The 25468-nt window shown below is 57.8% G+C and carries 24 protein-coding genes; 17 read left to right on the top strand and 7 right to left on the bottom strand.

What is annotated here, in order from left to right; all coding sequences use genetic code 11:
• Positions 1-107 precede the first annotated feature (107 nt).
• The 3 genes from FO268_RS16215 to FO268_RS16205 all read left to right on the top strand — a co-directional run bounded on the left by FO268_RS16215 (position 108) and on the right by FO268_RS16205 (position 3962).
• Complete coding sequence (locus tag FO268_RS16215; protein WP_007154266.1) at positions 108-1142, top strand: type IV pilus twitching motility protein PilT; 1035 nt, start codon at positions 108-110, stop codon at positions 1140-1142.
• Between the two features lie 172 nt (positions 1143-1314).
• Positions 1315-2436: a PilT/PilU family type 4a pilus ATPase gene (locus FO268_RS16210; protein WP_150994304.1), complete on the top strand. Its 1122-nt coding sequence runs from the start codon at positions 1315-1317 to the stop codon at positions 2434-2436.
• Positions 2437-2558: 122 nt separating this feature from the next.
• Positions 2559-3962, top strand: a complete 1404-nt coding sequence (locus FO268_RS16205) for an OmpP1/FadL family transporter (protein ID WP_150994303.1) — start codon at positions 2559-2561, stop codon at positions 3960-3962.
• 33 nt (positions 3963-3995) lie between these two features.
• On the opposite strand, the gene FO268_RS16200 is transcribed toward FO268_RS16205, so the two are convergent.
• Together FO268_RS16200 and polA are read right to left on the bottom strand one after the other, a co-directional pair.
• Complete coding sequence (locus tag FO268_RS16200; protein WP_150994302.1) at positions 3996-4343, bottom strand: hypothetical protein; 348 nt, start codon at positions 4341-4343, stop codon at positions 3996-3998.
• A gap of 191 nt (positions 4344-4534) precedes the next feature.
• Entirely contained in the window at positions 4535-7273 is a 2739-nt protein-coding gene (gene polA, locus FO268_RS16195) for a DNA polymerase I (RefSeq protein WP_150994301.1), read from the bottom strand.
• 129 nt (positions 7274-7402) lie between these two features.
• Between polA and FO268_RS16190 the strand changes: the two genes are divergently transcribed.
• A complete protein-coding gene (locus FO268_RS16190; RefSeq protein WP_150994403.1) occupies positions 7403-7738 on the top strand; it encodes a DUF2782 domain-containing protein in 336 nt (111 codons plus the stop codon).
• A gap of 4 nt (positions 7739-7742) precedes the next feature.
• Here FO268_RS16190 and FO268_RS16185 read toward each other — a convergent pair whose 3' ends face one another.
• On the bottom strand, positions 7743-8246 hold the full coding sequence (locus FO268_RS16185; protein ID WP_150994300.1) for a fibronectin type III domain-containing protein: 504 nt from the start codon (positions 8244-8246) through the stop codon (positions 7743-7745).
• A 223-nt stretch (positions 8247-8469) separates the two neighbouring features.
• Between FO268_RS16185 and FO268_RS16180 the strand changes: the two genes are divergently transcribed.
• Positions 8470-8892 carry a hypothetical protein gene (locus FO268_RS16180; protein WP_150994299.1) on the top strand — a complete coding sequence of 141 codons (423 nt, stop codon included), beginning with the start codon at positions 8470-8472 and terminating at the stop codon, positions 8890-8892.
• Positions 8893-8974: 82 nt separating this feature from the next.
• Here FO268_RS16180 and FO268_RS16175 read toward each other — a convergent pair whose 3' ends face one another.
• Positions 8975-9622 (bottom strand): DUF4124 domain-containing protein, encoded by a 648-nt coding sequence (locus tag FO268_RS16175; RefSeq protein ID WP_150994298.1) that lies wholly within the window; start codon positions 9620-9622, stop codon positions 8975-8977.
• 82 nt (positions 9623-9704) lie between these two features.
• Positions 9705-10343: an orotate phosphoribosyltransferase gene (pyrE, locus tag FO268_RS16170; RefSeq protein WP_150994297.1), complete on the bottom strand. Its 639-nt coding sequence runs from the start codon at positions 10341-10343 to the stop codon at positions 9705-9707.
• Positions 10344-10424: 81 nt separating this feature from the next.
• Here pyrE and FO268_RS16165 point away from each other — a divergent pair, with 81 nt between their 5' ends.
• Entirely contained in the window at positions 10425-11231 is an 807-nt protein-coding gene (locus FO268_RS16165) for an exodeoxyribonuclease III (RefSeq protein ID WP_150994296.1), read from the top strand.
• Between the two features lie 74 nt (positions 11232-11305).
• Here the strand turns inward: FO268_RS16165 and rph are convergent, their stop codons facing one another.
• Complete coding sequence (rph, locus tag FO268_RS16160; protein ID WP_150994295.1) at positions 11306-12022, bottom strand: ribonuclease PH; 717 nt, start codon at positions 12020-12022, stop codon at positions 11306-11308.
• A 163-nt stretch (positions 12023-12185) separates the two neighbouring features.
• On the opposite strand from rph, the gene FO268_RS16155 reads away from it, so the two are divergent.
• The 8 genes from FO268_RS16155 (at position 12186) to FO268_RS16120 (ending at position 19847) form a co-directional block, all read left to right on the top strand.
• Positions 12186-13052: a YicC/YloC family endoribonuclease gene (locus FO268_RS16155; protein WP_150994294.1), complete on the top strand. Its 867-nt coding sequence runs from the start codon at positions 12186-12188 to the stop codon at positions 13050-13052.
• A gap of 131 nt (positions 13053-13183) precedes the next feature.
• Positions 13184-13924: a substrate-binding periplasmic protein gene (locus tag FO268_RS16150; RefSeq protein WP_150994293.1), complete on the top strand. Its 741-nt coding sequence runs from the start codon at positions 13184-13186 to the stop codon at positions 13922-13924.
• A gap of 10 nt (positions 13925-13934) precedes the next feature.
• Positions 13935-14684 (top strand): substrate-binding periplasmic protein, encoded by a 750-nt coding sequence (locus FO268_RS16145; RefSeq protein ID WP_191966978.1) that lies wholly within the window; start codon positions 13935-13937, stop codon positions 14682-14684.
• The gene (locus tag FO268_RS16140) at positions 14681-15949 is read left to right on the top strand and encodes a GGDEF domain-containing protein (protein WP_150994291.1); all 1269 of its coding nucleotides are present in this window, start codon (positions 14681-14683) and stop codon (positions 15947-15949) included. Before FO268_RS16145 ends, FO268_RS16140 begins: the two co-directional genes overlap by 4 nt.
• A gap of 145 nt (positions 15950-16094) precedes the next feature.
• The gene (gene gmk, locus FO268_RS16135; protein ID WP_150994290.1) at positions 16095-16724 is read left to right on the top strand and encodes a guanylate kinase; all 630 of its coding nucleotides are present in this window, start codon (positions 16095-16097) and stop codon (positions 16722-16724) included.
• A 92-nt stretch (positions 16725-16816) separates the two neighbouring features.
• On the top strand, positions 16817-17029 hold the full coding sequence (gene rpoZ, locus FO268_RS16130) for a DNA-directed RNA polymerase subunit omega (RefSeq protein ID WP_036203173.1): 213 nt from the start codon (positions 16817-16819) through the stop codon (positions 17027-17029).
• 167 nt (positions 17030-17196) lie between these two features.
• Entirely contained in the window at positions 17197-19344 is a 2148-nt protein-coding gene (locus tag FO268_RS16125; protein WP_150994402.1) for a RelA/SpoT family protein, read from the top strand.
• Positions 19345-19460: 116 nt separating this feature from the next.
• Positions 19461-19847: a RidA family protein gene (locus FO268_RS16120; protein ID WP_027830811.1), complete on the top strand. Its 387-nt coding sequence runs from the start codon at positions 19461-19463 to the stop codon at positions 19845-19847.
• A gap of 48 nt (positions 19848-19895) precedes the next feature.
• On the opposite strand, the gene FO268_RS16115 is transcribed toward FO268_RS16120, so the two are convergent.
• Positions 19896-20765 (bottom strand): NAD-dependent epimerase/dehydratase family protein, encoded by an 870-nt coding sequence (locus FO268_RS16115; RefSeq protein WP_150994289.1) that lies wholly within the window; start codon positions 20763-20765, stop codon positions 19896-19898.
• Positions 20766-20854: 89 nt separating this feature from the next.
• Between FO268_RS16115 and FO268_RS16110 the strand changes: the two genes are divergently transcribed.
• From FO268_RS16110 to FO268_RS16100, 3 genes are all read left to right on the top strand, one after another.
• Entirely contained in the window at positions 20855-21814 is a 960-nt protein-coding gene (locus FO268_RS16110) for a hydrogen peroxide-inducible genes activator (protein ID WP_150994288.1), read from the top strand.
• An 8-nt stretch (positions 21815-21822) separates the two neighbouring features.
• Positions 21823-23898 (top strand): ATP-dependent DNA helicase RecG, encoded by a 2076-nt coding sequence (recG, locus tag FO268_RS16105; protein WP_150994287.1) that lies wholly within the window; start codon positions 21823-21825, stop codon positions 23896-23898.
• Positions 23899-24028: 130 nt separating this feature from the next.
• Positions 24029-25393 (top strand): HDOD domain-containing protein, encoded by a 1365-nt coding sequence (locus FO268_RS16100; protein WP_150994286.1) that lies wholly within the window; start codon positions 24029-24031, stop codon positions 25391-25393.
• Positions 25394-25468: the final 75 nt, after the last annotated feature.

Raw genomic sequence — 25468 nt, 5'->3', positions numbered from 1 at the left:
GACACGTTACCCGCAGGTCACTGAAATGCCAAGTGAAGCTGTTCGGGGCCTGCTGCCGGAAGCCGGCGCATACCGGGATAAAAGAAAAACGCCTTCCGAGGACCCCTATGGATATTACTGAACTGCTTGCCTTTTCGGCCAAACAGGGCGCATCAGACTTGCACCTTTCGGCCGGCCTCCCTCCGATGATCCGTGTTGATGGCGATGTTCGCCGTATCAATCTTCCGCCCATGGAGCATAAAGAAGTCCACGGGCTGATCTACGACATCATGAATGACAAGCAGCGTAAGGATTACGAAGAGTTTCTGGAAACCGACTTTTCTTTCGAGGTTCCGGGGGTTGCCCGCTTCCGTGTCAATGCGTTCAACCAGAACCGGGGGGCCGGCGCCGTGTTCCGGACCATCCCCTCCAAGGTTTTGACCATGGAGGACCTGGGCATGGGCCAGGTGTTCAAGGATATCGCATCGGTACCTCGCGGCCTGGTGCTGGTTACTGGCCCTACCGGCTCCGGTAAGTCCACAACGCTGGCGGCAATGATCGACTATATCAACGACAGCCGTTACGAACACATCCTCACCATTGAGGACCCCATCGAATTCGTACACGAATCCAAAAAATGCCTGCTCAACCAGCGGGAAGTGCATCGTGACACCCTGGGCTTTAACGAAGCCCTGCGCTCGGCACTGCGGGAAGACCCGGATATCATCCTGGTAGGCGAGCTGCGGGACCTGGAGACCATCCGTCTGGCCCTCACGGCCGCGGAAACGGGCCACCTGGTATTCGGCACCCTGCACACCACCTCGGCGGCGAAAACCATTGACCGGGTGGTGGACGTGTTCCCTGCGGAAGAAAAATCCATGGTCCGTTCCATGCTGTCGGAGTCACTACAGGCGGTTATCTCCCAGACCCTGATGAAAAAAATGGGCGGCGGCCGGATTGCGGCCCATGAAATCATGATTGGTACCTCGGCGATCCGTAACCTGATCCGCGAGGACAAGATTGCGCAGATGTACTCGGCCATCCAGACCGGTGGTTCCCTGGGCATGACGACCCTGGACCAGTGTCTCGAGAAGCTTTTGAAGAAAGGCCTTATCTCTCGCGAGGCTGCGAGAATGAAGGCGAAAATGCCGGATAATTTCTAGATCCCTTAGAAGGCTTGGCACACTGTTCGGGGGTGTTGGGCAGGAGCTGTTCCAGGGACGTCAAAAACATGGATGTTTTTGTCGAGCGTACATGGACGTATTCACAGCGTGCCCTGGAACAGCTCCTGCCCAACACCTGGGCACCGAAAGCCAGAAACACAGGTAGATGATCATGGAATTCGAAAAACTGCTCCGTTTGATGGTGGAGAAAGGCGGCTCTGACCTTTTTATAACCGCGGGTGTGCCGCCTTCCATGAAGGTGAACGGCAAGGTGCTTCCAGTCACCAAGAACGCGCTGACCCCGGAGCAGACGCGAGAGTTTGTGTACGGCTCGATGAACGACAAGCAGCGCGCCGAATTCGATGAAAGCCACGAATGTAACTTTGCCATCAGCGCCCGCGGTATTGGCCGTTTCCGGGTCAGCGCCTTCTTCCAGCGTAACCTCTGCGGCATGGTACTGCGGCGGATTGAGGTGAAAATTCCGCAGATTGATGATCTCGCTTTGCCAGAGGTGATCAAGGAACTGGCCATGACCAAGCGTGGCCTGATCATGTTTGTGGGTGCCACCGGTACCGGTAAGTCCACGTCACTGGCGGCCATGCTGGGCCACCGCAACCGCAACAGCCGGGGTCATATCATTTCCATTGAGGACCCCATCGAATTCGTCCACCAGCATCAGGGCTGCATCGTCACCCAGCGGGAAGTGGGCATCGATACCGAAAGCTTTGAAGTGGCGCTCAAGAACACATTGCGCCAGGCGCCAGACGTTATCCTCATTGGTGAGGTGCGTACCCGTCAGACCATGGAGTACTCGGTACAGTTTGCCGAAACCGGCCACCTGTGCCTGGCCACCCTGCACGCCAACAACGCCAACCAGGCACTGGACCGGATTATCCAGTTCTTCCCGCCAGAGCAGCACAACCAGATCTGGATGGACCTTTCCCTGAACCTCAAAGCCATCGTGGCCCAGCAGTTGATCCCCACCCCGGACGGACAGGGGCGGAAAGCGGTTATCGAAGTGCTGATCAACACCCCGCTGGTTGCGGACCTGATTCGCAAAGGTGAAGTGCATCGGCTCAAGGAGTTGATGTCCAAGTCGAACGAAACCGGCATGCGCACGTTTGATCAGGCGCTTTATACACTCTATGCCGAGGGTTCCATTACCTATGAAGACGCGCTGGCCCACGCTGACTCGGCCAACGACCTGCGTCTGATGATCAAACTGGGTGCTGATTCCCAGGGTGCTGACAAGCTGGCCTCAAGTGTTGACAAGCTGTCGATTCAGGACGATTGACCGATATGTCGCCAAATTAGACTTTAGTATTAAACGGTTAGGCCTGTTAACCATTAGGATTGGCAATTGAGACCGTTGGTCCATGGTGCGTATACTTCCCGGCAACGTCATCCGGAGGACTTATGCGTAACAAAAAATCCAACCTTTACTCTGCTATCCGTTTTGCCGCCCTCGCCGCTGCTGCACCGGCGAGCGTCATGGCGGGCGGCTTTTCGCTGAATGAACAAAGCGCCAGCGCCATGGGGGTTGCGAATGCCGGGACGGCAGCGAACCCTGAGAACGCCACGACAGTCTTCTTCAACCCGGCCGGTATGAGCCAGCTGTCTGGCACCAACCTTTCGTTTGGTGTCGCAGCGCTTGATATCGATGCGGAACTCAAAGAAGGCACTGGCCAGGCTGTGCGTGACGACGGTCGTCCTGTTAGCGGTGGTAATGGCGGTGATATCGCCGACATGGCAGCGCTCCCGAATCTGTATATGACCCATGAAGTGAACGACTGGCTCGATGTGGGCTTTGGGCTACACGCGCCCTATGGCCTGGCAGGTGACTATGAGAATGATTTCAAGGGCCGCTTTTTCGCTGACGAGACCGAACTGACCGCCATCGCATTCAGCCCGTCCATCGCCGTCAATGATGGCAATGGGTTGTCCATAGGGGCGGGTGTCAACGTTATTTATGCCGAGGGCAAACTTACCAAGTTTCAGGATTACAGTGGCACCGAAGCTCGCTTTGGTCTGCCCCCGGGAACCCTGGATGACGGATACGCGGATGTTGACGGGGACGATGTTGCACTCACCTTTGCCTTCGGGATGCTGTGGGAGGTTTCCGAGCGAACGCAGTTTGGCATCTCTGCTCAGACCGGAGCCGAGCTGGAGCTTGATGGCGAGGCGGAAATCCGCAATTACCCCCAGGGCGGTCTCGGCCCGGGCGGCATCACTTTCGAACAGTCCACGGTCACCGAAAAGGCGACAGTTCCCCTGGAAATTCCGGAAAGTATCACCTTTGGGGCTCGTCACCGGATAACCGATACGGTAACGCTCCTGGCAGGGGCGACCTGGGCGAAGTGGAGCCGCTTTGAGGCTCTGGATATCGTCAGCCGTGAAGATAACGGTGCGGTTTCTTCCCAGGCAGGGCCGGGGCTGGGCGATGAGCGCCTGATTGCTCACGTGTCTGAGAACTGGAAAGATACCTGGCAAGCCAATATCGGTGCTATCTGGCAAGCCACGCCAGAATGGGCCTTCAAGGCGGGCTACGCCTGGGACGAGTCGCCGGTGAACGACGATTTCCGAACTGCGCGAATTCCGTCAGGCGACCGTGACTGGCTGACCCTCGGTGCGCAGTATGCAGACGCCAGTTCCGGCTGGACTGTTGACGTGGCGGCTGGCGTGTTGCTGTTTGATGATCAGGACGTCGATGAACAGAACTATGACGTCAACGATGAGCCGATGCCGGGTGCGGCGCGTTATCAGGGCACCTACGAACTCGACGCCTGGAGCGCCGGTGTCCAGGTCAGCAAATCGTTCTGATACTCCCTCTCCAGGGCTGACCGGCGTTACCGGTCAGCCGACCACCTGGCCACGATAGATTCGCTTGGATCGCTGTGGCCGGGGCGTTTCTTCCGCCGCGATGGACTGTCCACGATAGCTTCGCTCGTCAGCCTCCTCATCGTGTTCTTCAGGCTCTGCCATTCTGAGGTGAGGCACCTGCTCGGTCAATGTTGCCCATGTGCGGGAGAGTTGGCTGGAGCGCGTTTTGCGGGCGTAGTCTGCCAGTTGCTGTTCCAGGTGCTCTTCCGTGAGATGCAGTTTGACTCCGAATTCGGTGTGAATCAGACGTCGGCACTGGTGGACCAGTTTCAGCAGGCCGGGGTTCAATAGCCAGCTTCTTTGAGATGCCAGAGATGTCATGGTAACGGCCTCGGGAAAGATGTGTCACAACCTGGCTCCTGCCCGCTCAGGCAGGAGCCGACACTCTGTTACCAAGCGAATTTCGTGCCGTCTTGTGAAAGGCGTGGCTATGCGGTTCGGCCTGCAACCAATGGTCGCAAACAGGGCGTTTTTGTAAGGCTGCGCCCCAAAGCGGAGCGCGGCAGGGTGGACTAGTGTGCCTCGTCCCAATTGTTGCCGACCCCGGCTTCCACCAACAGCGGAACGTCCAGAGTCGCTGCGGCTGACATGCGCTGCTCCAGGCCTTCGCGAATTTTGTCTACGGCCGCCTCTCGCACTTCAAGGATCAGTTCGTCGTGCACCTGCAGGATCATCCGGGCATCATCCCCATGATTGTCCAGCAGCCAGTCTTCCACGCTGACCATTGCCCGCTTGATAATATCGGCTGCGGTACCCTGCATGGGCGCGTTGATGGCGGTGCGCTCTGCGGCCTGTTGCATCTGCTTGTTGCGGGCATTGATCTCCGGCAGGTAAAGGCGGCGGCCGAACAGGGTTTCAACATACCCATCCTCGTGTGCCTGCTTGCGGATGTTGTCCATATACCGCAGAACCCCGGGATAACGCTCGAAATAACGGTCGATGTATTCCTGGGCCTGGGTGCGGCCTACATCCAGCTGACGGGCGAGGCCAAAGGCCGACATGCCGTAGATAAGTCCGAAGTTGATGGCTTTGGCGCTGCGGCGCTGATCAGCGGAAACCTCCTCTACGGCGACACCAAACACTTCCGCCGCCGTTGCCCGGTGGATGTCCTCGCCCTTCTCGAAAGCAGTCAGCAGGCCCTTGTCGCCAGACAGATGAGCCATGATCCGCAGTTCAATCTGGGAGTAGTCCGCCGCCACCAGTTTATAGCCCACCGGCGCCACGAATGCCTGGCGGATACGGCGCCCCTGTTCGCTGCGGATGGGGATGTTCTGCAAATTGGGCTCCGACGATGACAGCCGGCCGGTGGCCGTCACCGCCTGATGGTAGGAGGTGTGAATCCGGCCGGTGCGGTGATGGATCAGCTCCGGCAGGGTGTCGGTGTAGGTGGACTTGAGCTTGCTCAGGCTGCGGTGCTCCAGGATCAGCCGGGGCAGGGCGTGTTCATGAGCCAGTTCCTGAAGTACCGGTTCGGCCGTGGAGGGGGCGCCTTTCGGGGTTTTCTTGACCACGGGCAGCCCCATCTTCTCGTAGAAGATGGCTTGTAGTTGTTTGGGGGAGCCCAGGTTGAAGGCTTCACCGGCTTCTTCGTGGGCCTCCTTCTCAAGCTCTGCCATCCGCTCCGCCAGTTCCTGGCTGTGTTTGCGCAGAGTGCTGGCGCTGATCATGGCGCCCCTTTGCTCCATTCTGGAGAGCACCGGTACCAGTGGCAGGTCGATGTTTTCATACACCTCTCTAAGGCGGCCGGTTTTCTCCAGTTGCGGGCGCAGCACCTGGTGCAGGCGCAGCGTGATGTCTGCATCTTCGGCGGCGTAAGGGCCGGCCTGTTCCAGGTCAATCTGGTTGAAGGTCAGCTGTTTGGCACCTTTGCCGGCGATGGATTCGAAGGTGATGGTCTTCTCCCCCAGGTACTGCATGGCCAGCGAATCCATGTCGTGACGTGAACCCACTGAATTGAGCACGTAGGACTCCAGCATGGTGTCTTCGGCAATGCCTTCGAGGCTGATGCCATGGTTGGCCAGTACGTTCTTGTCGTACTTGAGATTCTGGCCGAGTTTGGCTCTTTTCGGGTCCTGCAGCAGTGGTTTCAACTGCCCCAGTACGCTCTCCCGTTCCAGTTGTTCCGGCGCACCCATATAGTCGTGGCCGAAAGGAACATAGGCGGCTTCGCCAGCTTCGATAGCAAAGGAGACGCCAACGACTTCCGCATCCATGTAGCGCAGGCTGGTGGTTTCAGTGTCGAAGGCAAACAAGGGGGCCTTGCGGAGTCGCTCAATCCACGCGTCCAGCTCGGCCTGGTCGGTGACCACGGAGTAGCGGGTTGTTTTCGGGGCGGGCTGTGTGTCGCTGGCGGTATTGCCCGCTTCCTGATTGGCAGCGCCACTGCTTTCGCTGGCCTCGAGCTCCGCAATCCAGGAGCGCAGCTCGTACTCCCGGAACAGTTCAAGCAGCGCGGCGTCGTCCTGATTTCTAAGCTCGAGGTCTTCCAGTCCGAACTCCAGGTCAACATCGGTTTTGATGGTGGCCAGTTCGCGGCTAAGCGGCAGGGTCTCTTTGGCATCCCGGAGATACTCCCCTATCTTGCCCTTCACTTCATCGGCGTGCTCGATAATGTCGTCCAGGTTATTCCAGGTCTGTAGCCATTTAACGGCGGTTTTCGGGCCGCATTTGTTTACCCCGGGGATGTTGTCTACCTTGTCCCCCACTAGCGCCAGGTAATCCACAATCTGTTCCGGTGCAATGCCGAATTTCTCCACCACACCGTCGCGGTCCATGCGCGTGTCTGTCATGGTATTGATCAGGGTAACGTGGTCGCTCACCAGTTGTGCCATGTCCTTGTCGCCGGTGGATACCACCACATCAATGCCTTTGCTGGTGGCCTCGTCTGCCAGGGTGCCGATAACGTCGTCGGCTTCCACCCCGCTGACAATCAGCAGTGGCAATCCCATGGCGCGAACCATGTCATGGATCGGCTGGATCTGTACGGCCAGGTCGTCAGGCATTGGTGGCCGGGTCGCCTTGTAGTCCTCGTACAGGTCATTGCGGAAGGTCTTGCCCTTGGCGTCGAACACCACCACCATTTTCGAGCCGGGAAAGTCCTGTTCAAGCTTCCGGATCATGCTGATAACGCCCTTGATGGCGCCCGTTGGGTGTCCTTTGCTGGTCATCAGGGGGGGCAGGGCGTGATAGGCGCGGAAAAGGTACGACGAACCGTCGACAAGAACCACGGGTGGAGTCTGTTGTTGTGTCATATCAAAACGGATCCGGATTCTGATTGAAGCGTTGAATGGCTTGTGCAACTCTGACAGTACGATGGCATTGATTCGTAGTGTCAGGGCGGCTTTGAGCGTCCTTAAACTGAATGGAAGAGTAACATGAAAATGAAGCGTATCGCCTGCTCAGGTCTTGTGTTGGGAGTGCTATGGGGGCCTGTGGCGGCACAGGAAGGCATGGAGGACAGCGACGTTGTTCAGACACCGCAGGAACCATTGGTGGTATCCGACTACCAGCCTTCTGCTGATGGGCCCCAGATCGTCATCCGCCCCGGTGACAACGAAGTGTTCTATGAATACCGGGTGAACGGCCAGCTCATGGAAATCAAGGTCGTACCGGAGGTGGGGCCCGAGTACTACCTGGTACCTGCTGATGGCGGTGGCTGGATCCGTGAGAGCGACACCGACATGCTGGTGCCCAGCTGGGTTATTTTCAGTTGGTAACGGTTCAGATCAGGTCAACCACGACGGCATCGGAGCGCCGGCTTTCGAGGCCATTTCCATCAATCGTGGTGATGCTGAACTCGTAAGCGCCAGCAGGGAAGGTGTCCAGCGGGTATTCCGTGTTGGCGTTGCCCGGCAGTTGAATTACACCAAATTTTTTCTCATGGCGCAGCCGGTAATAGATCCGATAGCCATTTATGTCGCTTGAATAGAGGCGGGACCCGTCTTCCCTGGCGAGCGGAGCTTCCCAGCGCAAGGCTTTGGGGGGCAGGGACTTTTCGCCAGTAGCGCCGGAATTCTTCCCAGGCTGCCCCAGGGTGTCGCGAAAAGAAGAGATGGCATGATCAAGGCGCTTCGCCGATACCTCATTGGCTTCGCTGGAGGCTGCCCGCGAGGCTCCGGAGTCTTCCTGGCAGCCGGTCAATCCCGACAAGAGCAGTCCCAATGCGAGCATTGTGCGGAATGGCGCCGTGCCAACAGTTCGCTGATTGATTTTCTTTCCTTCCATGGTGTGTCTCTTCATACGATAGTCGGCGCAAATTATGCCCAAACAGAAAAAATCATCAAGTGAGCAGTTGGCATATCGAAATAACGAAAAGAATCGGGTTTAGTATGAACATTCTAATTTTAAGCCGTAGTGTGGCTCCTGTAATCACAAGTCGGTGCAGATTCGCTGGCCGAGACGATGCAACTTTTCAACGCTATGCATCCACAACCTAAGGAGATCCATCATGGGTAAACTCAAGAGTTATCAGGAACAACTTCAGGACATCGTAGAGAAGGGCATTAACGCCGCTGAAGAACAGCAGAAGAAGCTGTCCTCCAAGCCTTTTGAATACGCTGAAAAGCTGGAATCAGAAGCGCGCGAGTACAGCGTCAAGAACCTGCGTACCCGCTACTATGACTACAGTGAAAGCCTGTTTGACCAGCTGCGTAACCTGAATAGCCGTGTTGGGAGCTTCGCGGCCGATCTGGTTGCCAAGCTGGAAAAAGAAGCTGCAGAAGGTGCTGATGCAGTTTCCGACGCAGCGGACGAAGTGACCAGCGTTGCCCAGTCAACCAAGGCTACTGCCCAGGCTAACAAGCCGGCTGCACGCAAAACGACCGCCCGCAAGAGCAGCGGTACGGCCAAGAAAACTTCCGCCACTGCCTGATTCGCAGACGGAAGCTCCGTAAGAAAAAGGTCACCTCAGTGGGTGACCTTTTTTGTGTCTGGTCGGATCGGGTGCCTGGCTGTTATTTCTCTGCTTCATCCGGGTCCAGCGGGACGGTTCTTTCCTTCCCCGTTATTTCTTCCAGCCGTTCGATATCTCGTTCAAACTGTTCCCGCAAAGCCTTGATGTCGGCATTTTGAGAGGTGATTTCCCGTTCGATATCCCGGATCTGTGCCTCCAGTCGCCGTAACTTCTCAAGTGTGGCTTCCGGAATGTCGCGGCCGGAGCGTTCAAGGTTCGCTGCCCGACTCTGCTCACTGTCCAGTTGGCTGTCGATGACAGAAATATTGCCTCTTTTAAGCTGGTTCAGCCCCTGAAGTTCGCGGATTTTTCTGTGCATTGCACGTACCGCTTCGTCGGGGTGGCTGAAGCGTTCCAGTAGCTTTCGATCCAGCTCCCGCTGCTGTGCTTCTTCGGCCTTGCGCTTTTCTTCCGCTTCTCTGGCGGCTATTTCTTCTTCCGTAGGTTCGGGGTCAATTGTCTCAATGACGCGACCATTTTTGCTGAGGATATCGTAGCCTCTCTTGGAGGCTTCCTGGGGAATGGTGTTGCTGATGACAACCTGGCCGTTTTCATCCGTGTAACGGTACATCCTGGCTTCTGCAATGGTGGCCGCCATCAATGCGGCCGCGGCAGATACAGCGATTGAAAACCTGGTCAGACGGTTCATGGTGATGGACTGGTGCTCCGCTAAAAACGAGTTTTGTCAGCAAGAAGCATAACAAAAGCTGGGAGATAAACCATGCCCGGTTTCAGACGCCGTACTCATCCCGGTATGCTGCAACCTTCTGGGCATGTTCGTCGAAGCCGGGCCTGTTTTTCAGGTAATCAAGCACCTGGTCGAGAGTGATAATGCTGACCACCGGGATGCCGAATTCCTTTTTCACTTCCTGTATTGCAGAGAGCTCGCCTGCGCCTCGTTCCTGTCGATCCAGGGCAATCAACACCCCGGCCGGGGTTGCGCCTGCGCCTCGAATAATCTCAATGGACTCCCGGATCGCCGTGCCGGCAGTGATAACATCGTCAACAATCAGCACGTTGCCCTGCAACGCAGCGCCGACAATATTGCCGCCTTCCCCGTGGTCCTTCTTCTCCTTGCGATTGAAGGCAAAGGGTTTGTTCTCACCATCCGCCGCCAGCGCCATCGCGGTTACGGTCGCCAACGGTATGCCCTTATAGGCAGGGCCGAAAATAATGTCATAATTCAGCCCGCTGCGTTGCAGGGCGGCGGCATAGGCCTTGCTTAACTCAAGCAGGTCCTCCCCGGTGTTGAACAGTCCTGCATTAAAAAAGTAGGGGCTGGTACGGCCGGATTTGAGCGTAAATTCGCCGAAACGAAGAACATTCCGGCGAATGGCAAATTCAATAAACTGTTGCTGATAGTCGTGCATGACAGGGCTTCTGGCGGGTGTGGATCTTTAATTAACGCGTAAAACCGGTATCATACACACAAACCGAATCAGGGAACACGTATGCGGGTAGTAACAATCAGCGTCAACGGCCTGGCCCAGGCTGTTGAAAAAGGTTTCTTTGAATGGCTGGCCAGGCAGGACGCTGACGTGGTCTGCGTTCAGGACCACCGCATGCGGGCCTACGAGATTGAGGACTACAACCTCATCCCGGAGGGCTACGAAGCCTACTTCATCGATGGCGAGCGGAACGAGGACGGCGGTGTAGGCATCTACACCCGTCATTTCCCCAAAGCCATCATGTACGGCTTTGCCAATGAACAGGCCGACCGTGAAGGCCGCTTTATCCAGGCGGATTTCGACAAGGTGTCGGTTGCCTGTGTTCTCTCCCCGTGTGCCCTCGGGCGGGAAGAGGAGTTGATTGGCGACGACGACCTGACCGTGCTCGATCACAAGGACGACTTTATGGAGGCTTTCGGCCTCCATATGCAGAAAACCCTGCGCAAACGCCGTCAGTTTATCTTCTGTGCCAACCTGCAGACAGCTCACCACGTGACTGACGCCAGCCCCCTGTATCACAAACTGGATTTCTCCGGCTTCCTGCCCCACGAACGGGCATGGCTGGACCGCCTGTTTGATGAAATGGGCTGTGTTGATGCGTTCCGTGATATCAACAAGCAGAGCAACCAGTTCACCTGGTGGCCAGAGCAGGCCGAGGGATCCCGCAAGAGCGCCGGCATCCGAGTGGACTATCAGCTTCTGACACCGGGTATCCGCAAGACCATCCAGGATGGCTGGATTGACGACAGCACACGCTTCTCCGATCACGCGCCGGTGATTATGGATTACGACATAGAGATTGGCTTTTGATTCGAGCGCACAGGGATGTGCTTGTAGCGTGTCCGGAAAAGAGATTCCCTCCGGACACGCGGAAAGGTAGCACCTTAACCCGCCAAAGCCGCCTTCTGAGCCTCAAATAACTGATTGATACCCAACTTCGCCAGCTTCAGCATGCCGTCCAGCTCTTCCTGGTCAAACGGCGCACCTTCCGCTGTTCCCTGAATCTCAATAAAGCCGCCCTGGTCCGTCATGATCACATTCATGTCAGTCTCGGCTTCGGAGTCTTCCGGGTAATCCAGATCCAGAACCGGCGTACCTTTGTAAACACCCACAGAAAACGCCGCCACCATCTGCTTCAGCGGTGACTTCTTCAGCCGGCCTTCTTTGACCAGGTGATTCAGTGCATCCACGAGCGCCACGCAGCCACCAGTAATCGCCGCTGTGCGGGTGCCGCCGTCAGCCTGGATAACGTCACAGTCGATGGTGATGGAATGCTCACCCAGGGCGCTCAGGTCCACCGCGGCGCGTAGGGAGCGGCCGATCAGGCGCTGGATTTCCACGGTACGGCCACCCTGTTTGCCACGTGCCGCTTCCCGGCCCATGCGGCTGCCTGTGGAGCGGGGTAGCATGCCGTATTCGGCAGTGATCCAGCCTTTGCCTTCACCGCGCAGGAAGGGCGGAACCTTGTTCTCGATGGAGGCGGTGCAGATCACTTTGGTGTCGCCGAATTCTACCAGCACGGACCCTTCGGCGTGGCGGGTGTAGTGGCGCGTAATGCGAATATCTCTGGATTGTTCCGGCGTTCTTCCGCTCGGTCTCATAGTCATTCCTGGTATCAGTAGTGAGTGTCCGGGTTAGTGTCCCGGTCGATTGCAATATCGAAAGATTGCGGAGTATAACACGCAGTTCAGGGCACCTGTTCGCTGTGCGGGCAGTGACCCTGCTAAACTGAAGTTCCTGCTACTTTGCCGACGCGGAGTTACCATGATCAGAAGTATGACGGCCTTTGCCCGCCAGGATACCCAGGAGGACTGGGGCACGCTCACCTGCGAGATTCGCACGGTCAACCACCGTTACCTGGAGCCGTCCTTCCGACTGCCCGAGGCGCTCCGGGAACTGGAAAACAGTTTCCGCGAGCAGCTGCGTAAACAGCTGCGCCGGGGCAAGGTGGATGTAGCCATTCGCCTGCAGACGCGGGAAGCTGCCTCCCAGGGCTTCGAGATCGACGAGGATGTGGCCCATGCGGTGAATGAGGCGGCGAATCACATCAACAAGATGCTGGATAACCCGGCGCACATCAGTGCCCTGGACATTCTCAGGTGGCCCGGCGTGCTGGCCTCTACCGAACAGGATTACGGCCCGGCTCGCAGGGCAGCGGGAGAGCTGTTCGAGCGCACGGTGAGCGAGCTGGTAACGGTGAGGGAGCGGGAAGGGGAACGTTTACGGCCGTTGTTTGAAGACCGGCTGGCCACCATGGGCAAACTGGTCGACGAGGTGCGCGAGCGCATGCCGGAGCTGATTCGTGCCCAGGAAGAGCATTTGAAAAATCGCTTTGAGCAGGCGAAGGTGGAAATTGACCCGGATCGCATTGCCCAGGAAATGGTCATGCTGGCCCAGAAAAGCGACGTGGCCGAAGAGCTGGACCGGCTGGACGCCCACATCACTGAAGTCTCCGAAACCCTGCAGGGCGACGATGCCATTGGCCGGCGGCTGGATTTCTTGATGCAGGAGCTGAACCGCGAAGCCAACACACTCAGCAGCAAAAGCATCGATGCCCGGGTGACCAGGGCCGCCGTCGATCTGAAAGTGCTCATTGAGCAGATGCGCGAGCAGGTGCAGAACCTGGAGTAGAGTGCTTGCAGGGAACCCGTGCAGAATTCCGGGCATGTGCTAACTTGACGATAGCAAAAACGTGTTCCTGGTAGCAGCCAGGTACATACCAATAACAAGCCACACGTTGTGCTGTACTGAAGTAACTGCCCATGACAAAGCTTTGGCGTTGCCTGCTGGTGATTCTATTCTTCGGCCCTCTTCATGGAGCCGCCTCCGATCTGGATCGGCTCACCTTCATAACGGAGAACTACCCTCCATACAATTACCTGGATGAAGGTGAGCTGAAGGGGTCATCCGTCAGGATTCTGGAGGCCATGCTTCACCACTCGGGGGCCAGTACGGAAGCCACCGATATCCAGGTGCTGCCCTGGGCCAGGGGCTATGACACCACCTTGCTGACACCCGACACTGTGCTGTTTTCGACTACCCGTACCAGTGCCCGCGAGGACCTGTTTCAGTGGGTGGGGCCTCTGGCGGCGGGGCGCGTGGTGCTGCTGGCCAGGAAAGACAGCAATATCTCGATAGCCAACCTGGAGGCACTACAAAGCGGTAAGTTCAGTATGGTGGTCATCGGTGAGGACATAGGCGCCCAGAAATTGCTGGAAGCCGGCGTCAGTCCTGCCCGCATGCACGCGGCGGTGAATAACGAGAGCGCGATGAATATGCTGGTCGCTAACCGGGTCAGCCTGTGGGCCTACGGTGAGGATGTAGCGCACTGGCTGCTGAGGAAACACGGGCATGACCCGGACCATTTCGAGACTGTCTATGTCCTGTCTGAAGACCCGCTGTACTTTGCCATCAACGGCGATACCGATCCTGCCGTTGTTGAGCGTTTGCAGCAGATACTTGACGACCTTCGCGCCCAGGGCGCGATACCGCCAATTGAATGAGGAGGGAGGTATGCAGCGCCTGATTTGCCGCTACCGGATGGGGTTCCTGCTTTTCCTCACTCTCGCTTTGTGGGGCTGGGGGCACGCCCAGGCGGCTGAGCCCATCACCTTCTACACGGAAGAATACCCGCCCTATAGCTTTATCAACGACCAGGGTGAGATAGACGGCATTTCCACCAGGCTGTTGCAGGAAGCGCTGGCCTCAATAGACCGCCCCGTGAGATTTCTGCTGGTGCCCTGGGCAAGGGCCTTCAGCGAAGCCAGGCTGCGGCCCGGTAACTGCGTGTACTCCACTGCGCGCACCGCCGAAAGGGAGCCGATGTTCCAATGGGTGGGACCACTGGTGAAGACGGAATGGGCCGCCTTCGCCCTGCCGGAGCGCAGCATCGAGGCAACCAGTCTGGAAGAACTGAAGGGTCTGAGGGTCGGGAGTTTCCACGAGGATGCCATCAGTATTTATGTAGCAAAGCATGGCGTTGAGGTAGTCAATGCTTCCCGGGACAGCGAAAACCTCAAACGCCTGACCTCCGGGCTCATTGACGTCTGGGTGACAGGCCCGGACGTGGCCGAGACCGTGGCGGGCAACGCCGGGGTTCGGCTGGAAAGGCTGTTTACCTTTCGACGTAGCGAGATATACCTTGCTTGTCACAAATCCATCCCGGCGAGTTTCCTGGACCAACTGCAAGCCCGGCTGACAGAAGTGAAAGAGGAAGGGCGTTACCTTCAGATACGGCAGCAGATTCTGGGGAACGGTGAATGAAACCGGAAGAAAAAGACCCAAAAATAACCCGCTGGCACAGTATCACCACCCGACAAGCCCTGGTGACGTTTATTATTGCCCTGCTGCTGAGTGCGGGCACCGGGATCTTTCAATTGGTGTCGGATGCCCGGGTGGTGCGTGCAGAAACCCGGGAAGATTTTGAGCGCTTGCTGAACCTGGTTGAAGCGTCTGCCGCGGAAGCCGCCTTCCAGCTCAACCCGGATCTGGCCAATCAGGTGGTTGAAGGTCTCTACAATTACCGCAGTGTCCGTTATGTTTCCCTGCGCGATGACTTCGGTCGGGTATTGATGGAGAAGGGCGACGAATCCAGCGAGGAGGCGGGGATGCTCCTGCAGGCATTGTTCAGTGGAGTCACCCACTACCAGAAGTCACTGAACTATTCCGTCTCCCGGACCCCCGATCCGTTGCCGGTTGGTGAGCTTCGGCTGGTACTCTCCACAGCAGCGATTGGCGAGTCTTATGTCCAGCGTGGGCGACGGCTGTTCCTGCTGGGAGTTGTCGAGGCGTTGAGCATTGCCGTGCTGGTAGTGTTGGTGTTTCACTTTCTGATCACCCGCCCCCTGCTGAGTATTTACCGCGCCATTGCCGCCGTGAGCCTGAAGCAGCCGGGGAAGTGGCCCAGGCCCAATACTCCCCATTCCCGACGGGATGAGCTGGGGCGCCTGGTACGGGAGCTGGACAATCTTATGCAGGCCTTCCAGAAGGGGCTGGATCAACGGGACGCGTTGCACCAGATATCCACCATCGACGGCCTGACCGGCATCCCGAACCGGCGTTTTTTCGACGAATTCCTGGAAAAATGCTGGTACCAGGCGGCAGACCGGAAGCAGCCGCTGTCGTTGATTTTCATTGATATCGACTATTTCAAGCCCTTCAACGACAACTACGGCCATGCCATAGGGGATGACTGTCTGCGCTCGGTGGCCCGGGCGCTGAGTGGCGCCTTGACCCGTCCCACCGATATTGTGGCGCGCTATGGCGGGGAGGAGTTTGTCTGTGTGCTTCCCGGTACTGACCTGGACGGGGCGCGGGCTGTCGCCCAGCGCATACGCCACGACGTCAATGCGTTAGCCATTCCCCACAGCCATTCGGAAGTCGCGCCTCATGTCACCGTCAGTATGGGGGTCGCCAGTGCTGTGCCAGGAAACAACGAGGTGGAGGTGGGCCGGCTGCTGGAAATTGCTGACCATCGCCTTTACCTGGCCAAGGATCAGGGGCGTAACCGTTGTGTCTGGCACGACTGAACTCACCCAGCGTCAGTTGCCATCCTCCTTGCACGGGTGCGACAGGCGAGCAAACGCCGTATAATCGCACGCCTTGTTGCTGCAGTTGTGGCGGTCGACGCTAAGCTGCCGCTGTAAACCAGTCAGGGTTCGGAGTTTTTGCACCATGAGTCAGGCAGCTGAGCAGGGTACGCTGTATGTTATTTCCGCACCATCAGGGGCGGGGAAAACCAGCCTGGTGGCGGCCATGCTCGAACAGGACGCACAGCTCTGCGTGTCCGTTTCACACACCACCCGCCCCATGCGTACGGGTGAGCAGGATGGTGTGAACTATCACTTTGTCAGCCGCGATGAATTCGAGGCGATGATTGCCCGGGGGGATTTCCTGGAGCACGCGGATGTTTTCGGGAATTACTACGGTACCTCTCAGGTCTGGGTGAACCAGACACTGGCGAGGGGGAAGGACGTCATCCTGGAGATTGACTGGCAGGGGGCAGAACAAATCCGCCGGCTGATGCCTGGCTGCGTCAGTATTTTCATTGTGCCGCCATCCCAGGAAGCACTGAAAGAGCGGCTGACAGGTCGCGGTACCGATGCACCTGAAGTGGTGGAGCGTCGCCTGAAAGAGGCTTCGGACGAGTGCAGTCATGCCCTGGAGTTCGACTATCTGGTGGTCAACGACGATTTCAGTATTGCTCTGGGCGATCTGTTGGCGGTTGTCCGCAGCCAGCGATTAAGAATGCAGACACAGCAGGTGAGGCACTCCGGGTTGCTGGCCAGGCTGTCGGATGGTTGATCCCGATGCTTTGCCTGTATACAAATTGAACCAGGAAGATTAAACTACGCGGTCTGCTGAAATCAGTCATTATTGCTATTGTCGGGGAAGTTATGGCACGAGTTACCGTTGAAGATTGCCTTGAACACGTTGATAACCGGTTCCAGCTGGTTATGCTGGCCACCAAACGCGCCCGCCAGATCGCAACCAAGGGTTTCGAGCCACTGGTTGCCGAAGAGAACGATAAGCCAACCGTTATCGCCCTGCGCGAAATTGCCGAAGGCAAGATCAGCCGTGATCTTCTCACTGAGGATGACGACGAGTAGGGTGCGATAGACGGGAATATTTTCTGTTAACCCGTCGAAAGCATTGAAATCTGGTACTGCGGTTTTATAGTGTATCTATAGGCATTACCGGACGTACGTCGGAAGGACCCGAATGCATGCATTCGGGTTTTTTTATCCCTGAAATTCAGTATTCCCACGGAGGCGCGGTGTCGGCAGAGGCAACGGTTGATGTGCTGGCCAGTGAGCTAAGTACCTATCTTGATACCAATCGCATCAATCAGGTGCGAAGAGCCTACTATTATGCCGAACAGGCCCATGAAGGGCAGATGCGCAAAAGCGGTGACCGTTACATTACCCACCCGCTGGCGGTTGCACATATCCTCGCCGGCCTGAAGCTGGACCACCAGAGCCTGATGGCGGCCATGCTCCACGATGTCATTGAAGACACCGGCATTCCCAAGGATGCGCTGGCGGAGCAGTTTGGTGAAGACGTGGCAGAACTGGTGGACGGCGTCAGCAAGCTGACCCAGATTGAATTTCGTACTCGTGCCGAGGCCCAGGCCGAGAACTTCCAGAAAATGACTCTGGCCATGGCGCGGGACATCCGGGTGATACTGGTCAAACTGGCGGACCGCCTGCATAACATGCGCACCCTCGGCCCCATGCCCTACGAGAAACGCCAGCGCATCGCTAACGAAACCCTCGATATCTACGCTCCGATTGCCAACCGCCTGGGCATGCACTCGATCTGTACCGAACTGGAAGATCTGGGATTTGCCTCGCTGTACCCGATGCGCTCGAAATACATCTCCAAGGCAGTGGCAAAGCTGAGGGGCAGTCACCGGGAGATTATTGACGACATCCGGGGCAAACTGCAGGAGAAGCTCGAAGAGCGCAGTCTGCCGGGGCGGATCCTGGGCCGGGAAAAACACCTGAACAGCATCTACAACAAGATGAAGTTCAAGCAGAAGTCCTTCCATGAAATCATGGATGTGTACGCCTTCCGGATCATCACAGACACCGAAGACGACTGTTACCGAATCCTTGGCGCTGTGCACAGCCTCTACAAGCCGCTGCCGGGGCGTTTCAAGGACTACATTGCCATGCCCAAGGCCAATGGCTACCAGTCGCTGCATACCACCCTGTTCGGCATGCACGTGAATATTGAAATCCAGATCCGCACCGAGGAGATGGAGCACATTGCCAACAATGGTATTGCGGCGCACTGGATGTACAAGAACGAGCCCTCCAATGTGACCAGCGTTAACCAGTCACGGGTCGATCGCTGGGTGAAGGGCCTGATGGAAATGCGGGAGCGGGCGGACGATTCGCTGGAATTTATCGAACACGTAAAGGTGGATTTGTTCCCGGATGAAATCTATGTGTTCACGCCCAAGGGCAAGATCATGGAGTTGCCAAGCGGGGCCACCCCTGTGGACTTTGCCTATGCCATACACACCGATATTGGTAATGCCTGCGTGGCCTGCCGCATCAATCGCACGCTGGGCTCACTGAGCCAGCCCCTGCAAAGCGGCCAGACGGTGGAAATCATTACCGCGCCGGGAGCCCGGCCGAACCCTGCCTGGCTCAGTTTCGTGGTCACCGGTAAAGCGCGCAGCAGCATTCGCCACGTACTCAAGAACCAGAAGCGCACCGAGTCCCTGGAGCTTGGTAGAACCCTGCTCAAGAAGTCGCTCAAGGGCTTCGGAACCAGTCTTTCCAGAATCAGTGAGCATCAGGTTCAGGCGGTGGTCAATCATAACCAGGTGGACAGCTTCGACGATCTCATCAGCGATATTGGCCTGGGCAATCGCATGGCCTACCTGGTTGCCAGGCAACTGGTCAGTGGCAGCGCTGAGGGTGATGAGTCTGATGTCGCATCGGCACCCGTAATGGAGAAAGCCGACAACAGCCCTGTCACCATACGGGGCACTGAGGGCCTGTTGGTTCGCTTTGCCAGCTGCTGTAAGCCAATTCCGGGGGATCCGGTGGTGGGTGTCATGGATTCCGGGAAGGGTATGGTCATACATTCGGATACCTGCTCCCGGCTGCCAGAAGATGACGAGAGCCGGGCGCGGCTGACCCATCTGAAGTGGGCCAAGGACATTGCCAACGAATTTTCTGTTGAACTCCGGGTCGAGCTGGAACGCCAGCGCGGAGTGATTGCCGAGCTGGCTAACGCAGTGGCCATGGCAGACGGCAACATTGAACGCATCAACGTAGAAGAGCAGAATGCCAGATTGGGTATTGTAAGCCTTGTGGTTCATGTGAACGGGCGCAAGCACCTGGCCAGGGTAATGCGGCGTATCCGGAATATCCGTGCGGTCACCCATATAAACCGTGTGAGACACTGAGTCAGCTGGCTATCAACAGGCCCAAGCCGCAGGCCCGAGTCGCGACTTTCCGCTTGTTGACAGGTTAGCCGCCCAGGGGTGAGGATTGGCGTTTTGAAACAGAGGGTTCCAAGGTCATGACCAATAAATCCGTAATCCAGACTGAAAACGCGCCGCAGGCTATCGGTACATACTCCCAGGCCGTCAAGGCGGGCGATACGGTCTACATCTCCGGGCAGATTCCGCTGGTGCCGGAGACCATGGAAGTCGTCGCAGGCGACTTTGCTGCCAAGACCCGTCAGGTATTCGAGAACCTCAAGGCAGTTTGCGAGGCCAGCGGTGGCGAGTTGAAGGACATCGTCAAGGTCAATATCTACATGACAGACCTGAGCAACTTTGCCACGGTGAACGAAATCATGGCCACCTACTTCCAGGAGCCGTACCCGGCCCGCGCTGCCGTAGGCGTGGCTGCCCTGCCCAAGGGCGTTCCGGTAGAAATGGAAGCGGTGATGGTGCTGAGCTGATCGTATCTCCCGTCAGTCGATGAGGCGGCCTCCTGCAGGCCGCCTTTTCTATTTACGCCAGGCAATCATTTCCCGGTAACCCGCCCGGAAATCCGGATAGCGAAAGTCGAACCCGGACTCCAGCAGACGCCTGTTGCTGCAGCGCTTGCTGCCTGCGCGGCCACCTTTGCGGGCCTCAGCCACGGGAGTTGCACAGGGCACCTGCTCACGCACCCACGCCACGACTTCGTCCAGCCTCACTGGCTCGCAGTCGCTGGCGAGATAACACGTCTCGAGGGGCTTTCCTTCCAACGCCAGGTTGGCCAGGTGACAAACCACCGCCACAGCATCGGCTTCGTGGATCCGGTTGCTGAACGGGGCCGGGGACGCCGGGTCCATGCGGCCGTTGATGACCGCTTCGAGAAACTGTGGTCGAGAAGGTCCGTAAATGCCACTGAATCTCACAGCAGTTGCCGGATTGCCACTCTTCAGTGCCGTCTGTTCACCTTCCAGGACCATCTGGCCGCTGAACCGTGCAGGCTCCGTGGGGCTGGACTCGTCAACCCAGGAGTCATCGTTCTGGGCATACACACTGCTGCTGCTGACAAACATCAGGCGTTTGAGAGTTTGTGAACCGAGCGCTGCGACCAGATTTTCAAGGCCACGGACATAGGCGTTACGGTAGCCCTCTTCATCGTAGCTGGAGGGCGTCAGGCAATAGATGACGATGTCGAGATTGGCCGGTAGCACTGATTTAAGCTCTTCCCGGTCCAATAAATCTGCACCAAGGGCATGAACTCCCTGGGGAATCCTGTCCGGATTGCGTCTTAAACCAAAAACCTCGGCGTGTCCGGACAGTGTTTCTGCAATAGCGCCACCGAGTTTGCCGCAACCGGCGACCAGTATGCGCGGTCTTTGCTTGTGTTCAGTGATTGCCATAGGCAATATCAATCCTTATGCTTTGGCTAATAAATTAACAGGGCGCTGCAGAGCACCCTGAGCTGGATGAGATCTGACCGGAGCCCACCATGACTCTCACCGAGTTAAGATACGTTGTTACCCTCGCACGGGAAAGGCATTTTGGCCGAGCGGCCGAGCGTTGCCATGTCAGCCAGCCTACCCTGAGTGTGGCGGTCAAGAAGCTGGAAGACGAATTGGGTATTCCTCTGTTCGAACGCAGCAAAAACAGCATCCGCGTTACCGAAACCGGCAAGCGGATCATTGAGCAATCGCAGCGGGTTCTGGACCAGGTGAGTGTTATCCGCGACATGGCCCAGGATGGCAAGAACCAGCTCAATGCCCCTTTGAAAGTTGGTGCAATCTATACCATTGGGCCCTACCTGTTTCCGCATCTGTTACCTGAATTGCGGCGGGCAGCGCCAGATATGCCTCTGTATATCGAGGAGAACTACACCGCCACCCTGCGCCAGAAACTCCGCCAGTCCGAGCTGGACGCCATCATCATCGCACTGCCGTTTGAGGAGCCCGAAGTGGTGACTCTACCGCTGTATGATGAGCCCTTCGTGGTGCTTCTGCCTGGAGACCATCCGCTGACCGAGCGGCAGAGCCTGACGGCGGAAGAGTTGGCGCAGGAACAGTTGCTGTTGCTTGGCCCGGGCCACTGCTTCCGTGACCAGGTGTTGGAGTCCTGCCCGCCATTGGTGGATGCAGTCACCCGCAACCCGAGCGCCAAATCGCCCTCACTGGTTACCGAGGGCAGTTCTCTGGAAACCATTCGCCACATGGTCGCCTCCGGCCTTGGTATCACCGTATTGCCACTTTCCGCCGCAACCGCCATGCAATACGACGAGAGCATTCTGGCAGTCCGGCCATTCGCAGCACCGGTGCCATTCCGCACGGTTGCACTGGCATGGCGGGTCACTTTCCCCCGTCCCAAGGCGATTGATGTTCTGTCACTGGCAGCCAGCCAGTGCCGGGTGATCGAAAAAGCGAAAATTGAAACCCCGACCGCTGCCGCAACCGCCTGAGCCAGGATATGACGTCACTGGAAGACATCCCGGTTACCACTCTGAAGGGCGTCGGTGGCGCCCTGGCGGAAAAGCTGGCGAAACTGGGTATCGGGTCGCTTCAGGACCTGCTGTTTCACTTGCCACATCGATACGAGGATCGCACCCGTATTATTCCCATGGGTAACCTTCGTATCGGCGATGTTGGTGTGGTGGAAGGCGAGGTGATGAAGGCCGACCTGGTGATGGGGCGGCGTCGCAGTCTGCAGGTTACCCTGAAAGATAACAGCGGTTTTCTGGTGATGCGGTTTTTCCATTTCAACGCAGCGCAGAAAAATCAGCTTACGGAGGGCGCGCGGGTTCGTTGTTTCGGGGAGGTGCGGCCAGGGCGCGCCGGTTACGAATTCTATCATCCTGAGTATCAGGTGAACCCCCCGCCAATGCCCGCCAGGGGCGAAGCCACCCTGACCCCGGTCTATCCCCTCACGGAAGGCATTCAGCAACCACGGGTGCGGAGCCTGTGTCAGCAGGCTCTCGGGTACCTGAAACGTTATCCGATTCGCGACTGGCTGCCAGCGGAGTTATTGGCAAGCTATCAGCTGCCCGGCATAACCGAGGCGGTAGAGCTGGTGCATTCACCCCCGGCCAGTGCCCCGGTGCATTTGCTGGTAGAAGGCCGGCACCCGGCCCAGCAGCGGCTGGTGATGGAGGAGTTGCTCGCCCATCAGCTCAGCCTGCTGCAGGTTCGCCAGCAGGTCCAGGCGCGGGAGGCTTTGCCACTACTTCCCACTGGTGATCTGCCGGAGCGCTTTCTTGACCTCCTTCCGTTCAGGCTCACGGGTGCCCAGAACCATGTCATGAGCGAGATCCGTCAGGATCTTAGCCAGCCGGTTCCCATGTTGCGACTGGTCCAGGGGGACGTGGGGTCAGGAAAAACGGTGGTGGCCGCCCTGGCGGCGCTGCAAGCAATTGGTGCCGGGGCACAGGTTGCCCTGATGGCGCCCACAGAAATACTGGCTGAACAGCATTATCAGAACTTTCACAGCTGGCTGACGCCCCTCGATATCCGTGTGGCGTGGCTGTCCGGGAAGATCAAGGGTAAGGCGCGCAAGGAAGCCCTGGAGGACATTGGCAGTGGTAATGCCTCAGTGGTCATCGGCACCCATGCGCTGTTTCAGGAAGACGTGGCTTTCAACCGGCTGGCGCTGGTGATTGTGGACGAGCAACACCGCTTCGGGGTGCATCAGCGTCTGGCTCTGCGAGAGAAAGGCGTTGGCGGCACCATGGCGCCACACCAGCTGATCATGACCGCAACCCCCATCCCGCGCACCCTGGCAATGAGTGCCTATGCGGACCTGGATACCTCCGTGATTGACGAGTTGCCGCCTGGGCGTAAGCCCATTGAAACCATCGCCATCCCCGACAGCCGCCGTGACGACGTAACCGATCGTGTCCGCAAGGCCTGCAGGGAAGGTCGGCAGGCCTACTGGGTGTGCACCTTGATCGAGGAATCCGAGGCGTTGCAGTGCCAGGCCGCGGAAGTGACCGCCCAGGAGCTGGCGGAACGCCTGCCAGACCTGAAACTGGGGCTTGTTCATGGCCGTCTGAAGGCTGCCGACAAAGCAGCGGTGATGGAGCAGTTCAAGAACGGTGAGCTGGATCTCCTGGTGGCCACAACGGTGATCGAGGTAGGCGTGGATGTCCCCAACGCCTCACTGATTATTATCGAAAATCCGGAGCGCCTGGGTCTGGCTCAGCTCCATCAGCTGCGGGGCCGGGTTGGCCGGGGCGAAGAAGCCAGTTTCTGCGTTCTTATGTATCACCCTCCACTGTCCCAGAATGGCAAGGCGCGTTTACAGGCGCTCCGGGACAGCCAGGATGGCTTCGTAATCGCCGAGAAAGATCTGGAAATACGGGGCCCCGGTGAAGTGCTGGGTACACGGCAGACCGGCATGATGCAGTTCCGCCTGGCGGATTTCGAGCGGGATAAAGGCTGGATTGAGCCGGTGCGGGAAATGGCACCGGGCCTGATGAGACAACCGGCCGTGGTCAATGCTCTGATTCGTCGCTGGCTGGGTGAGCGAATTCGCTACGGCGACGTATAACGGTTGCCGCATTCACGTCACTTGCGGGCGGAAACTAGTCTGACGTCAACGTTGGGTTGTGGTTTGTACCCTATACTGCACAATAACCAATGTGCCCCTAACGGTACCGTCAAAATTTTGGGAGAGACTTATGGAGCTACCTGTTGTAGTCCGGCAGGCACTGGGCGATTCAGCAGCCGGCGTTTCCCTGCGTGATGTGAGTCAGGCCAGAGACGACGAGCTGTTGCGCATGGTCCTGCTCAGCGACGAACAGGGGAACCTCCAGGCCATATGTCGGCAGGGGGACCTGCTTGATATCAATGCCCTGAATAAAGAACTCGGCCGGGACCTGCGGGTGATGAAGCGGCGTGAACAGGCCCGTGCACGGGAGCGTTCCGGCCTCACGGAACTGCCGGCGTTGCCGTCCCTGACCGGATGGCCCACCGTGGTCGATGCCAGGGTTGATGCGCAAGCCTACGTGGCCCTGGTTCTGGGAGAGCGGAACCTGTGCATGGTGATGCCCGGCGATGAATTCAGAGCGATTACCGCCGCTGCCGAAAGGCGAGCATTCACGGTGGTGCCGGATTCCATTGCTGTCAATCTGGACAGCCCCGAACGGGACCGCGACCAGTTACACTCCGCCATCCGCCGATTTACCACCCTGCGTATCCAGCAGCGCCTTGAAGATACCCTGGAACTGCCTCCGCTGCCTGAAACTGCACAGCGGATCATTCACCTGCGGGTTAACCCCAATGCGGTCATGGGCGACCTGGTGGATGTTGTGGAAAGTGATCCCAGCCTGGCGGCTCAGGTTGTCAGTTGGGCCTCGTCGTCTTTCTATGCGGCTGCCGGGCAGGTGCGCTCGGTACACGACGCCGTGTCGCGGATTCTGGGGTTTGATCTGGTGATGAACCTGGCCATGGGTCTCTCACTCGGTCGAGCTCTGAAGCAGCCCCAGGATCACCCGGAAGGTTATGTGGACTACTGGCAGCAGGCGATCTGGCAGGCCCAGTCTGCCGGTGTCCTGGCCAGTATGATGCCTCGTGGGGACCGCCCGGTTTTCGGCCTGGCGTATCTTTCCGGACTGCTGCATAACTTCGGTTACCTGGTGCTCGCTCAGGTGTTTCCTCCCCACTTCAAGCTGGTTTGCCGTGCTCTGGAGGCCAATCCACATATGGACTCATCGGTGATCGAGCATTATCTGCTGGGAGTGACCCGTGAACAGATTGCGGCAGAACTGATGCAGAACTGGGGGATGCCGGACGAAGTCTGCCTTGCCATCCGGAACCAGAAGAATCCGGGCTACGATGGCCCCCATGCGGTTTACGGAAAACTGCTATGGCTGGGCCGGCAATTATTGACCCGACGTGGTGTCGCTCTGGGGGCGGGAGAGGAAGTGACCCCAGCATTCTATGAGTCTCTCGGGCTCGATCCGCAGAAGGTTGAGGAGCAGTTCGACGAACTTGTTCACAACAAGGACAGCATCATGGCCATGGCCGGAATGATGAACCAGTAACTGCAAAAAAGCCGGCCCGAAGGCCGGCAAGCTCACCCGCTTGTTGCAGATCAAACCAAACGTGTTCAGGAGAAA

The organism is Marinobacter denitrificans (assembly GCF_008795955.1).
GTDB lineage: Bacteria > Pseudomonadota > Gammaproteobacteria > Pseudomonadales > Oleiphilaceae > Marinobacter > Marinobacter denitrificans.
This window is presented reverse-complemented; position numbering and strand designations above follow the sequence as displayed.